Source organism: Mycobacterium sp. 1274761.0 (genome assembly GCF_001668615.1).
Taxonomy (GTDB): Bacteria; Actinomycetota; Actinomycetes; order Mycobacteriales; family Mycobacteriaceae; genus Mycobacterium.
Window position 1 is genome coordinate 54777 of sequence record NZ_LZMC01000113.1, and the last position, 15062, is coordinate 69838.

General features: G+C 63.5%; 1 protein-coding gene. It reads right to left on the reverse strand.

Features of this window, described 5'->3' with window-relative positions; translation table 11 throughout:
* Positions 1–151 precede the first annotated feature (151 nt).
* On the reverse strand, positions 152–14959 hold the full coding sequence (locus tag A5651_RS24500) for a BTAD domain-containing putative transcriptional regulator (RefSeq protein WP_066987436.1): 14808 nt from the start codon (positions 14957–14959) through the stop codon (positions 152–154).
* Positions 14960–15062: the final 103 nt, after the last annotated feature.

Here is a 15062-nt window from a genome sequence, read left to right on the forward strand (position 1 = left end):
CCCGAGGTCAGGCGGAGTTTGCCTGACCTTCGGTGTTTTTGGTATACCCCAAAGGGGTATCGACACGGCCAAAATCCTCCACCGGTCCTCCACGCGACCGGAAGTGACCCGCCACAGCAAACGGCGCGTTGGCCGGTTCTATTGGCCGGGGTTAGGTGCCGTTGAGATCTCGGAAGCGGGCGAGTGCCTCGTCGCGTTGGTCCTCGTCAAAGGTTTCGATGCGGGTAATGCGGTCGCCGTCTAAGAGCAGGAGGTTGAGGACGCCAATCTCGACTGCGGCACCCTCAGCCGATGTGCCCTTCATGGCGATATGGCCTAGTACGCCCAAGGGTGTTGCCGCGAGGACCTCGGCGAATTCGAAGCGGATGTCGGGAATGAGTGTCGCCATCATGCGGGTCGACGCCCTGTGATCGGCTATCGAGTTCCCGCCGGCCGGCAACTGTCGGTGATTGACGTATGTGGCGTCGCGGGTGGCTTCATCGTATGCCTGCCAGTCATGCCGGTTGACGGCCTCGGCGTGACGGGTAGCCGCTTCGATGACGCCTGGATGCTCGACCTCTTCCGACGCGATCCAACGTGACGTCAGCTCGGCGAACGCGCCGTTGATGTCTTCAGGATCGAACAGCACCATGTAGCTGCCGATGCTGTTGTCGCCGACCTCATAAAACGCCAACAACTCCATGGTGACCGCTCGCTCGGGATCACTCGTGTCGCGCCAGGTGTTCCTAATCAGCGCAAGTCGAGACCCGCGGATGGCGACGGGCTCCGTAGTTAAGTGCCAACCCTTCGTCATTTCGAAGAGCGCGCGCACGGCCTCTGGTCGCGCAAATTGCTCGTCACGCAGTCCTCTTCGTCGGTCCTCAAAACGAGCGCCTGGTGCAGCTTGTGCTAGGAAGTCGTCGATGTGGCGGCGATTGATCGCATCAACGACCCGCGCCCAGGCGCGAATCGCGGCGTTTTCCAGCTGTGGCACTTGATGATTGAGTTCATCGAATCTGGCAAGGGCGGCGTCGCGTTGGTCCGGGTCGAAAGCCTCCATACGGGTGCAGTGCCCGCGGTCGAAGAGGCTTATTTGAACCACCGGAACCTCGACGTTGGAGCCGTCGGTTGTTGTCCCCCTCAGCATTGCCTGGCTCACCAATCCCCTTGCCGATTGCGCAAGAATGTCGGTCTGTTCAATCCACAGGTTCGGTACGAGCGAAACCATCGCCTGCATTGAGGACACTTGATCGGCCGCCGTGAGGATGTTGGAGCTCGACAGCTGCCGGTGACTGAGGTAGGCGGCACCGGAGGTCAGCGACGAGTACGCGTCCCAGTCATGACGGTTCACGGCCTCCGTCACCCGCTGCACCGACTGAACCGGCTCGGGATGGGTTACCTCGCCGGACGCGATCCAGCGTGATGTCAACTCGGCGAACGCGCCGTTGATGTCATCAGGTTCGAACAGCACCATGTAGCGTCCGATGTTGTCGTCGCAGATCTCATAAAGCGTCAGATTCTCCAACGTGATCGGGTGCTCGGGGTCGCTCGTATCCCTGTACGTCTCGCGTGTCAAAGAGAGGTGGTCACCGCGGACGGCAACCGGTTCTGTCTCCAGTCGCCAGCCCGCGGCCATGTCGAACACACCGCGCACGACCTCAGGCTCTGCAAGGCCCTCATTGCGCAACAACTTTCGACGGTCTTCATATCGCGCGTTCGGCGCCGCTTCGGCAAGAAAGGCATCCACGTTTCGCCGGTTGATTGCATCAACGACACGTGCCCACGCGCGGATCGCGGTGTTGTCGGGCTGCTGCACTTGGTGATTGAGCTCGTCGAACCGCGCCAGCGCGGTGTCGAGGTCGGCTTCATCGAAAAGTTCGCAGCGGCTGAGCTGGTCACCCTGGACCATCAGGATGGCGACATCTCTCCACTCCGCAGCGAGGCCATCCTGGGTTGTCCCGTGCGCCGCGGTGGTGATGACTGCTCCAAGGTTGTTCAGCCGGTGTACGGCTTGGATGAAGATCTTTATGTCTGGGGCTTGATCCCACCAGGTGCGCATAAATGCAGCTGTATCGCCCTCATTCATTACGCCAAGTCGTCGGCGGTCGACAGTCGCCCAGTCTCGAGTCGTCGAAGGCAGTTCATGTCGGTTGAGCGCTGCATAAGCTCCGGCAAGCACCGCCCACGTATGCGTCTGCGCTGCTGCTCCGCCTGCGCGGTACCGACTTTCGAGTTCCTCAAAGGCGGCGTCGACGTCATCGGGATCAAATACGATCGCAGCCGCGATCCGGTCGTCTGCTTTGAGTTCGATAACGGCGAGAATGGCTGTCAACAGCTCTTGCCGTTGGTCACGGCCCCAATAGCGGACACGGGTGAGCATGAGGCGCTCCCCACGGACCGCGATGGCATCCGAGGTCGCGTCGGTGACACCTAGCGCGGTTGCCGCCCGCCCGTTGGCGATCTCGGTATCGCGGCCATGAATCCCGCCGCCGACCATACGACGGCGATCGTCGGTGTAATAGTCGTCGGCCAGGATCTTCGCCGCGGCGTCCCAGTCACGAGCCGTCTGTCGTTTGAGATAGCGATCGTTTACTTGGCTTGCCGCATTCTGCAGCCGCGGCTGTTGCGGCTGCAGCTCGTCGAAACGCGCGAGTGCGGCGTCGAGGTCTGACTCGTCGAAGAGTTCGAAGCGGTTGATCAGTTGCCCTTCGACAGTCACTAGTCCGATCTCTCGCCATTCGGCATTGAACCCGCCTTGCGAAGACCCCCTAAGCACATACGTGAAGAGCGCTCCCACGGCGCTGAGCCGATGCAAGGCCTCAATGTAGACATTGACGTCCGGTGCGAGGTCCCACGTGGCATGTATGTATGCAGCATGGTCACCGGGCGCGAACCCTCTCGCTCGCCGATGATCGATGTTCACCCAGTTCGGCCTGAACTCGGGCAGTTCGTGTCTATTGAATGCGGCGATGGCCCGCGCGGTCAGCGACCATGCGTTCGCGTACGCGGCTGCTTCGCCGGAGAGGTAGCGAGCGTCGAGTTCTTCGAACGCAGCGTCAACATCGTCAGGGTCGAAAAGGATGCGGGCCGCCATCCGGTTGTCGGCATTAATCTCCGTGATACCGAGCATTTCGGTGTGGAATGCGTCGGGCCGTCGGTCTCGTCCCGAGAGGCAAATCCGGGCCAGGGCGAGGCGTTTTCCGCGAATGGCGATCACAGTTGAGGTCCCGCTCTTGGTTCCGAGGTCGGCGGTCGCCCGCATGTCGGCGAGCTTGGCCTCTCGACCGCGTCGGACCCCGGCGCTGACTACCCGCCGGCGATCGTCGGCACAAATGTCTTCGCCAAGTAACTCCCCCATCGTCCCCCAATCGCGGGCCGTGAAGGACTCCTGGAAGCGCAAATCTACTCGGCTCGCGGCGTTCTCCAGCCGCGGCGTCGGCCGATCAAGTTCCTCAAAGCGCGCAAGCGCGGCGTCGACGTCTTCTTCGCCGAATCTCTCGCAGCAGCTGAGCAACTCCCCGTCGAACATGAGGATAAATGTCTCGCGCCATTCGCCGCTGAATCCCTCTTGCGAACTCCCATATGCCATGTGCGTGATCACTGAACCGCGATCGGTGAGCCGATGCACCGCTGCAACACGCACCTTGATGTCGGGCGCGATTTCAAACGTCGCACGGATGTACTGTCCCAACTCATTCGGCGCAAAGGTGATCCCCCGCCGATGATCCATGCTGGCCCAGTTCGGTGTCGTCGGGGGAATTTCGTGGCGATTGAGTGCGTCACAGCACCCGCACACGAGTGACCACATGTGTGCGTATGGCGCTGCCTCGCCGGCGAGGAATCGCGCATCGAGTTCCTCGAAGGCGGCGTCGAGGTCGTCGAAGTCGAACGCAACGCGACCAGCAATCCGCTGATGGACGTCGATTTCAATGATTCCGAGCACCTCAGCCAAGAATTCCTCGGCCTCTTGGTACAGCGCGTAGTACCGCTCACGGGTGAGGACGAGATTGGTGCCACGGGTCGCGACGACCGCGGATTCGACACGGGTGCCCTCGGGGTACGACCGCATGCTCGCGAGCGTGGCGTCTCGACCTTCTCGGGTGCCTGCGTTCACGACACGACGACGATCACTGTTGAATATGTCGTCGGCGAGCATCTCCGATAACGTGTCCCAATCGCGGGCCGCGAAGTGCGTTTGGAATTTCTCCCACGTTTCGCTTGCCCCGTTTTCCACTCGTCGCGTAAGCGGTTGCAGTTCGTCGAATCTCGCGAGCGCGGCGTCGAGGTCCGTCTCATCGAACATCTCGCAGCGGCTGATGAGGCCGTCTTGAAAGGTGAGAAGGCTGACTTCGCGCCATTCGGCGTCGAAACCGGTCTCGGAAGTTGCCTGTACGGCATGCGTCACGACGGCGCCGAGACGACTTAGGTTGTGCACAGCCTCGACATAGATCGTGGCTTCGGGCGTTAGGTTCCACACTGCGCGAATAGAGGGACCGAGGGAGCCGCCCTCGACGGACACCAGCCGTCGATGGTCGACGTCGACCCAATCGTGCGTCGTCGCGGGAAGTTCACGACGATTGAGCTTCGCGTAACCATCCATGACGAGCGACCACGTGCGCGCGTGTGTCGCTGCTTCGCCGGCGAGGTAGCGTGCGTCGAGTTCCGCGAAAGCAGCGTCGACGTCGTCGAGGTGGAAAACGACAGTCCCCACGATCCGCGCGTTGGCGTTGGTCTCGACGACACACAGCATTTCCATCCCGAAGGGCTCACTGTCGGATGCCGACGACGGGATACGACTGAGGGCCAGGCGTTCGCCACGAGTGGCAATGACGACGGGTACGCCAGGTGTGAGGAGATCGGTGGCATTCCGAAAATTCTCGAGCTCGGCATCGCGCCCTTGTCGGACACCGGCATTCGCGACGCGGCGGCGATCGTCAGAGGAATAGTCTGCGGCCAGATAGTCAGCCATGGCGTCCCAGTCGCGCGCCGCGGCGCACGTCAGAACCCGCTCACATACCCGGCTTGCCGTGTTCTCCAGTCGCCGCGTCTGTTCGTGTAATTCTTCGAATCTCGCGAGCGCGGTAGCGAGGTCGTCATCGTCAAACAATTCGCAGCGATCAATCAGATCGCCGGTCACCGTCAGCACCTCAATGTGTCGCCGTTCGGCGTCGAAGCCCGCTGTCGATGTGCCGGCCACCGCATGGGACACGACTGCTCCCAAGTGGGTGAGGCGGTGCACCATTTCGATGTAGATGCGCACGTTCGGTGTGACGTCCCACACGGCGCGCAGGTACGCCGCCAGATCATCTGTTTGGATCTGCGATTTAGCGAGCCGCCGGTGATCAACGTTGACCCAGTTCGGGGCGGTCGGATATGGCTCATGCCGGTTGAACGAGTCGTAGGTCTGCGTGATGACCGACCACGTGCGCGCGTTAGCCGCAGCCTCGCCCGCGAGATACCGGGCTTCGAGTTCGTCGAAGGCGGCGTCGATGTCGTCGGGATCGAAGGTGATCGCCGGGGAGACCCGATTGTCGTTGTCGATCTCAATGACGTGCAGCAGCTCGAGGCCGAATTCCTCTGGGTCACCATCGCTGCGCACGAATCGGGCGCGGTTCAGGACGAGGCGATCACCGCGCGTCGCTATGGCAACCGAAACCTGCGTCACGCCGAGATCAGCTGCTGCGCGGTAGTTTTCGATGAAGAGGTCGCGGCCGACCTGTACATCGGCATTCAGCAGACGCCGCCGGTCGTCATTGATGACGTCGACAGCCACCATTGCCGCCATGGCGTCCCATTCTCGGGCGGCGAATCGCTCGAGAATGAGTTGCGTGACCCGAATAGCTGCATTATCCAAACGTGGTGTGGCGGGACTGAGTTCCTTGAACCTTGCGAGCGCGGTGACGAGGTCGGCTTCTTCGAACAGTTCGCCGCGGCTGACGTGGTCACCGTCGACCGTTACGAGTTCGACGATTCGCCACTCAGCGCCGAACCCCGCCTGCGACGTGCCGTGAGACACTTGCGTGAATACTGCTCCGCGACTGGTCAATTCGTGCACGGCCTCGATGTAGAGCTTGAGGTCCGGCGTGAAGCCCCACATGTCGCGGATGGTCGCAGTCGGATCACCAGAATCAACGGTGACAAGCGGTCGGTGGTCAAGTATTTCTGGCGCGATCGAGGGAAGCTCCCGGCGGTTGAACGCAGCGTGGCCTTCCATGACAAGTGACCATGTCTCTGCGTGCGGAGCCGCCTCGCCGGCGAGGTATCGACGATCTAGTTCTTCGAACGCGGCGTCGATGTCACCCGCGTCGAGTCCAACGACCGCGATGATCCGCTGGTCTGCATCGACCTCGACGACGTTGAGCACTTCCGTTTCGTACGCGCTAGCGCCGACACGGCACAGAGCAAGCCGCTCGCCGCGCGTTGCGATCACTTCAGTCGTCATGTTCGTCACGCCAAGTTCAGCCAGCGCCTGCAAATTCTCGATAGCGGCATCTCTGCCACGGACGGCGCCGGAGTTCACGACTCGGCGACGGTCGTCCGTGCAAACGTTATCGACCACCGACTGCGCTATGGCGTTCCAGTCGCGGGCCGCGAATGAAGCCATGAACTGCTCATACACTCTGCTCGCGCTGTTAGCTAGCCGCGGCGCCGGGTGGCTGAGTTGTTCGAACTGTGCTACCGCGGTATCGAGGTCCGTCTCTTCAAAAAGTTCGCAGCGGCTAATCAAGTCACCGTCGACCGTGTACAGCATGATCGTGCGCCACTCCGCGGTGAAGCCCTCTTCCGTTGTCCCCTTCAACACCTGCGTCAGCACCGCGCCGGCGTCACTCAGCCGGTGTACGGCTTCGATGCGGACATCGACATGCTGTTCGAGGTCGGTCCATGCAGCCGAGATGTACGCGGTCAGCTCACCAGGCGCGAACGCCGCCGACCGGCGGTGATCGATATTCACCCAATTCGGCGTTGTCGCAGGCAATCCACGATTGTTCAGCACTTCGTAAGCGCGAGTCATGACCGACCACAAGCGCGCGTGCGGTGCGGCTTCGCCAGCGAGATACCGACGATCCAGCTCGGCAAAGGCAGCGTCGATGTCGTCGACGTCGTATGAGACGATGGCGACAATCCGGTCGTCGGAACCGATCTCGACAACATCGACCAACTCGTTCGCGACAGCCTCATCGGGAACGGTGAAGTTGTCGCGAGAAAGAACGAGTCGTTCGCCACGAACCGCAATGGGGGTCGACGTAATCCTCGCGCACCCCACTTCGGCGATTGCTTGCATGTTAGCGATTTCAGCAGCACGACCGCTTCGGACGCCGCTGTTAATCACTCGGCGATGATCGTCAGCCCGATAGTCGTCGGCCAGCATCTTCGACATGGCGTCCCAGTCACGGGCAAGAAAATGATTTGTCCACCGTTTCAGCACCCGGCTGGCTGAGTTTTCCAGCCGCTGGGCAGGTTGGCTGAGTTGATCGAACTTCGCGGTCGCAGTTGCCAGGTCCGCTTCCTCAAAGAGCTCGAAGCGGTTGATGAGGTCGCCACTGACCGTCACCAGGAAAACTCCTCGCCACTCGGCGTCGAATCCCTGTGGCGAATTTCCATGGCCCACATGGGTAACTACAGCGCCGTCGTCGTTCAGTCGGTGTATGGCCTCGGGATAGATTCGGATATCGTGGCCGACTTCCCACCCGGCGCGGGTGTACTGGACCCACTCTCCCGGTGCAAACGCTATCCCTCGGCGATGGTCGATGCTCACGCAGTCGGGCGTCATCGGCGGCAGCTCGCGCCGGCTGAACGCTTTATACCCCTTCGAAACCACTGACCACGTCCGAGAGTGAGGTGCGCCCTCACCGGCGAGGTACCGAGCTTCGAGTTCGGCCAACGCGGCCTCGAGGTCATGTGCGTCAAACGCGACCTGCCTAACAAGCTGGCCGAGGGCATTGGTCTCGACGACGTCGATCAATTCGCTGTCGAACGGCTCGTTCCAGTCGCGAAGGGTAAACGTATGACGTGCGAGCATGAGTCGGTCACCGCGCGTCGCAATCGGTGTGGAAGTGATATTGGTGCAGCCGATCTCGGCGATCGCCCGCACATTCGCTAGTTCGGCATCACGGCCGCTTCTGACGCCACTGTTCACCACGCGACGACGGTCGTGGGTCCAGACGTCTTCCGCCAGAAGCTCCGCCATAGCGTCCCACTCGCGCGTACCGAAATGCGCCATGTAGCGCTCGACAACCCGGCTCGTCGCATTTTCCAGCTGCGGCACCGGTCGGTGCAGTTCCGCGAAATGCGCTAGCGCGGAGTCGAGGTCGTCGTCTTCATACACGTCCAGGCGCGGTTCGCCGCCCCGGACCGAAAGGAGAAGCACCCGCGTCCATTGCAATTCGTTCCCGTGCACGTCAGTGCCTTCGATGACGAAGTCGACGACGGCGCCGTGTTCATCAAGCGCATGTACCGCGGTGGTCCGATAACGAGCATCCGGTACGAGCGCCCAGAGCTCTGTGACGCCTCTCTCGAAGTCCCCTGATGCGAACGGAACTCGCCGATGATCGCTATAGGCAAGCCGGGCAATCATTGGGCCTGGCTCGTGACGGTTGAGTTCGTCGAGCGTGGCCATCCCGATCTGCCAGATGTGCGTGTACGGTGCCGCCTCGCCCGCTAGGTAGCGCGCTTCGAGTTCGGCGAACGCTGCGTCGATGTCGTCGGGGTCGAATGTGATATGAACTGAAAGTTGGTTGTCGGCATCAATCTCGACGACACCGATGAGCTCCGTGACCGTTGCCTCGGGGCCTTGGAAGCGAAGACGACGAAGAGCGAGGCGCTTGCCGCGGGTCGCGATAGTGGTCGACGTCAGCGTCCCGTCATCCAGCAGATCGGCGATAACCTTCAGGTTCTCGATTTCGGCGTCCCGGCCCTGTCGAACGCCGGCGTTCACGGCTTGGCGACGATCGTCCAGCGAGAAATCCGCGCTCAACATCGTTGCCATAGCGTCCCAGTCATGGGCGGGGAAACAGCTCCAGAAGCATTGATCCACCTGACTCGCGGTGTTTTCCAGCCGCAGTGTCGGTCGGTTGAGCCCGTCGAACTTCGCGAGAGCGGCATCGAGGTCTGCCTCGTCGAAAATCTCGCAGCGACTGACCAAGTCACCGTCGACCGTCACAAGGTCGACACCTCTCCACTCCGCGTCGAATCCCTGTTCTGAGGTGCCGTGGCCGACGTGGGTATAGACCGCTCCGAGTTCAGTCAGCCGGTGCACCGCTTCGATATATGTGCGAACATCTTGGCCTAGCTCAATTCCCGCGCGTACATAGTCGACAAGCTCACCGGGCGCAAATGCGGCACCGGCCCGATGGTCGACGGTTACGCAATCCGAAGCGACCGGCGGCACTTCGCGGCGGTTGAGCGCCGCATGGCCGTCCAGGATCACCGTCCAAGTGGCGGCGTATGCGGCCGCTTCTCCGGCGACATACCGCGCATCGAGTTCCGTTACGGCCGAATCCATGTCGTCGCTGTCGAATACGACGTGCGCCGCGATTCGGTTTTCGACGTCGACTTCCACGAGACGCAGCAGTTCGGTTTGATACGTCTCGTCTGCGCCGGAGAAGACGAGACGGACAAGGGCGAGACGCTCGCCACGGATTGCAACAACCTGTGCCTTGACCTTCCTAGCTCCGAGTTCGGCGATCGCTCGGGCCTCCCTGAGCACCGCGGCTCGACCACTACCCTCACTGCGGAATCCTCGACGCCGGTCCTGAACGCGAATGTCGTCGGCGAGCAACGCGCCGAACTCGTCCCACCGCTGGTCGCGCGCCAGAGCAGTCGACTGCTCGTCGACCCGGGACGCGCCGTTCTCCAGAGGCGCGCGAGTCGACCGGGCATCAATTCGGGCATGCAGACGGTCAAGTTCGGCCATCGCGGCATCGAGATCGTCGACGCCGAACCAGATTTGGAATGCGATCAGTCCGCTTTCGTCGAGTTGGACTAGATGTAGCAGTTCATCTCGTGGTGCATCCGGGCGACCGCTTACAGATCCCACCACCGCTCGGGTGAGAGCGAGCCGCTCACCTCGTGTGGCCAAAACAACGCGACTATCCAGGATCGCGCCCTCGGCGCGATATCGTTCGGCCAAGGCTGCTACTCGGTCTGGCTCGAACCGTTGAAGCGGGAAGCCAACGATCTTGCGACGGTTTTCGACGGCGAAGTCCGGCGCGAACAAGCTGACGACCTCGGTCCAGTTACCGCTGAGGACGGCGGCATCGAAGCGACGAAGCGCCCTGACGCAAGCATTTTCGTGCGGTTCGCGTTCATGTTCTGCTGCGAAACGAGTATGGATGGCCTCGAGTTCGGCAATCGCGGCGTCCTTGTCTTCGACATCGAAGAAGACATGCAGCGCGATTTGGCCTGCTTCGTTGAGACCGTAGAGCTCAAGCAATTTGTCGCGCGGCGCGCCTGAGTCCAGATCCTCTGTGCCGACCTCCAACTCAACGAGAGCCAGTCGCTCGCCGCGTACGGCGACGATCCTCTGACGATGCCGGAGTGCGCCCATCTCGCGCACACGCCTTACCTGCTGCGGCCAGTTTTGTGGCGAGAGGTCCACCGGTGTCCAGCGAGCGAGCTTTCGGTGACTCTCAACGACGACGTCGCTTGCGAACAGGTTTTCAACCTCGCCCCACGATTCCCGATCGCAAGCATCGACCATCTGGTTGACTGCTCGCACGCACGCGTTCCCGAGTAGCGTTTGTGAACGCTGAGCCTCGAAGCGGGCTTGCGTCGCTTCTAATTCGGCGAGAGCAGACTGCATGTCCTCGACGTCGAACGTCACATGTGACGCGACCCGTCCCTCCGTATCGAGTCCAAAAAGTCGGAGCACCTCGACCTGCGCTGCCCCAGGACTCTGGTCTTCGGTGCCCATCTCAGAACGGGTCAACGCCAGTCGCTCGCCTCGCACCGCGAGCACTCGGTTCTTGTGCCGTACCACGCCGGCCTCGGCTAGGTGTCGTACCTCCCCGACCCAGTCGTGTGCCGACATGACGACGCGAGGAACTCCGACAACCTTTCTGCGGACCTCGACGGAGACCTCAGGTGCAAGCTGCCGCTCGGCGTCATCCCAAGCACCCCGCGCGACGGCCGCATCCAACCGACGGATCGCATGCACGCACTTGCTCTCTGGTTCAGGCCCCGTCGTTTCCGGTACGGCAGGCGCTGCGGGCGGGGCTGCCCCAAGAAGCTGACGCGCCTTATCGGCAAGGGCTGCAGCGCCTTTCGTCTCGTAGAGCGTCACCGCGCGCTCGGCGGCGACGCGGGCGCCTCGGAGGTCTCCCGCCGCACCCAAGACGGTGGCCAGCGCCAGGCATGCGTCGCCGTGATCCACCAGGAGGTCGGTGCGCTCGGCCAATCCCACCGCCGCCTCCGCGATCCGCCGAGCTTCGTCGTGCTCGCCTTGACGGGCCAGCAGCTGCGCACGAACCGTGCGCCATGCGATCAACGGCTTCAATGCGTGGCCAGCGAGACGCTCGCTCTCCGAACACAATTCGTCGGCCTCGGCAACGCGCTCCAGCATCAGGCAAGCCCGTGCCAACAGGGCGGCGGTCTCCGCGGTGTCCGCGTCCAGTCCCATCCGACGAAAACCCTTGTACGCCTGGCGCAAATGTGGCTCTGCCGCTGCAGGATTGTCGCCGACCAACTCGACGATGCCGGCGAACTGCTCGACCTCGAGCAGAGCGTGCCGCAGGCCGAGTTCAGTGACCGTGCGCCGGGCCGAGCCGATCATCCGTTGAGCCGCCGCCGCCCGCCCGCGAAACGCTTCGAGCACGGCCTGGCATCGTGTCGACGTCGCCTCGACCGCAGGCGAATCCGTCGTGATGCGCAGCAGCCGCACCACGTCCAGGCAGCGCCCGCCGGCCCGCGGCACCGGATTGGGGCCCCACAGCGCGGCAAGTGGAGCGCCGGCCAGCACCGCGTTCACCCTGCGGTGCTCGCGTGCGCGCCGTGCGGCGGTCAGCGCGTTGTCCAACGCGATTTCGCAGTCACCGACTCGCCCGAGCCGCGCGAGACACCCCGCCCGGACGGTGTGCGCCAAGGCTTCCCCGGCCGCATCGTCGAGCCCGGCCAGTTTGTCAGCGGCCGCACCCACCGCAACCTCGACCTCGTCCAGTCGCTCGGGATGAATCAGCATCGACAGCTGACCGTCGAAGCACGTCGCCCACGCCGCAAGTCGCGGCGAATCGGGTGCGGCTTGTTGCAGCTGAGACACCGCACCAACCGCCGAGGCCACGTCGCCCGCAGCCAATAGCGCTTCACAACGCGCGATCAGTAGCTCTGCGGTCTGATCGTCGCGGTCCGGCAGCTCTTCGTCGATCTCCTCCAACGCATGCAGTGCCCGGTCGTAAAGCTCCGCGGCGCCCTCGTATCCCAGTCTGGCCATCGCCTGGTCCGCCGCGCGGCGGCAATACTCGACAGCCTTGGCCGCGTTGCCAGCCCATGCACATTCGAAGTAGTGGTACGCGAGCTCGGCAAGCAGTTCATCGTCGGTGCCGGACGAGTTCTCAAGCGTGGTGGCGATGCGCTGGTGCAGCCGCATGCGTCGCACGGAAGCGAGCTCGGCGAGTAGTGACTGGCGGACCAGTGCGTGATTGAACCGGTAGTAGCCGCCGGGCTCTTCGATGACGATGCCTGCCTTGCGCGCCTCGTCGAACGCATCGATGAGGTCCTGTTCGACCACCTGCTCGACAAGCTCGAGCGCGAACCGGCTGCCGACGACCGCGGCCGCGGCGAGCGCCTTGTTCGTCTCCGCGGGTAGCCGAGAAAGCCTGCGGCTCACCGCTTCCCGCACACCTTGCGGCAAGGTGCTGGGGTCCCATCGGCCGCCGCTTTCATCGACGTGACGCAAAGCCTCGATGAGGAAGAACGGGTTACCGCCCGTCACCGATGCCAGTGCCCGGGCCAGTTCTTCGTCGTCGTAGCCTGCCTCGGCCACATACGCGGTCACGTCTTCTTCATCGAGCCCGCCGAGGGTGATGCGGTTGATGCTGCCGTCGCGGTGAAGGTCGGCCAGCATCGCCGCCAATGGATGCGAGCGGTCGAGGTCGGTGCTGCGGTATGTGCCCACGATTTGCACCCGAGCGTGCTCGCCGAAGCGCAGGAGATGGCGCAACAGCAGCAGTGTCGGTTTGGCCGCCCAGTGCAAGTCATCCAGGATTAGCACGATCGGCGCACTGGCAGAAGATATTTCGAGCAGCGCGACGACGGCGTCGAACAGTGCGTAGCGCTCGGTGTCAGGGTCGGCGCGCGTTGTCGTGGCCAGGTCCGGCAGCACATCGGTCAGCCCGGGAACCAGGGCAAGCAGTGATTCGACACCCCGCAGCCCGCGCAGTCGGTTGGCGCCGAGGCACGGCACAAGGGACCGCAATGCTTCGGCGAATGGCTGATATGGCGCGCCGAGGTCCTCGTCGCAGCGGCCGTAAAGCACCACGGCGCCTTGCTCATAGGCATGTTGGGCCCATTCCCCCGCCAGACGTGTCTTGCCCACCCCCGGCTCGCCGGCAATCAGCACGGCTTGCGTGGCGCCGGCGAGCGAGCTGTGCCACGCCGACAACAGCCGCTCGAGCTCGGCACGCCGCCCGACGAACGGCCCAGGGCCCGCCAGCACCGTCGGCAGGGGCGGTCGTTCCAAGGACGGCCCGCTCGTCGGTTCGTCAGCAGTTGCCTCAGCGGTGTCGAGCCGGAGTTCGAACACATGTTCCGGGCGCGCAAGGTTTTTCAGCTGTCGCATCCCCAAATCGAGGAGCATCACGTCTTCGGGCAGCGAGTCGATGACGAGTTCGGCGGTGGCGCCCGAGCACAGGATCTGCCCACCGGCGGCCAGCGACCGCAGCCGCGCAGCGCGGTTGACCGCGCGACCGAAATAGTCGCCGTCGCGAACCTCCGCCTCCCCGGTATGCAGTGCCACGCGAATCCGCATCGGATCGCGTGATGCCCACGGCTCATGGGCGATCGCGTCTTGCAGCTCGATGGCAGCCGCCGCGGCCGCCGACGGACGGTCGAAGACAGAGAACGTGGCATCGCCCTCGCCGCGAGTCTTGATGAGCCGTCCGCCGCGGGACGTGACAACCTGTTCGACGAGCTCGTCATGACGCGCGAGCGCGACGGCCATTGCGTTGGCGTCTGCCTCCCATGCGGCGGTCGAGCCCTCGATGTCGGTGAGGAAGAACGTCACCGCGCGTGTGATTGCCGGAAGGTGTTGTGCCACAGGGGTATCCAGCGAGGAATCTTGGGCAACGATCGCGGTTTCGAGCCGGCGCAGTTCGGGACTCGGGTCGACGCCGAGCTGATCGACGAGCAGCGACCGCGCCCGTTGGAACGCGCCGAGGGCCTCCCCTTGCCTTCCCGCGCGGTACAGCGCGAGCATCAGCTGCCCCCAACGCCTTTCGCGTAGCGGCGCCTCGGCGACTGCTCCTTCGAGCTCGCCGATGATCTCTGCCGCGCGTCCGGTGGCCAGCAGCGCGTCGGCCCGGTCCTCCACCAGCGCCGCGTGACCTTCGACCCAGCGCGTCTTCTCGGACGCACCCCGCTGAGTGTCGGGCAGTTCTGGAACACCGCGCCACAGCGCCAGCGCCTGCTCGAAGCGCGCAACCGCTTGACCGGTGTCGCCGGCGGCGGCCGCATCACGTCCCATCCGCGCGGTCAGCGTGTACCGCGCCGCGTCGATATCCGCGGCGGCCAGGCTCCACCCCGAGCCCTCCGTCAGGACGACGCCGTCACCGAGCGTGCGGCGCAGCGACGAGATGTGGGTTTGCAGCGCCTTGTCCGCGGTTCGGGGCGGATCGTCGCCCCAGAGCAGTTCGACCAGGGTGTCGGCGGAGACGACTGACCCGTCGTGCAGGCCGAGCATGGTCAGGATCGCGCGCGGCTTAGCGCCCGGGATCACGACGGGCGTGCCGTTCTTCCGGACCTGGAGAGGTCCCAAAACCCCCAGCTCCACCGTAGGAAGCGTAGTCACGTCAACCATCGTCGGGGGCCGTATTCAATACCCGGTCAAGAACGAGTAAAACCATCCCGCCCGCGGCTGCACCCGTACGCTGGGA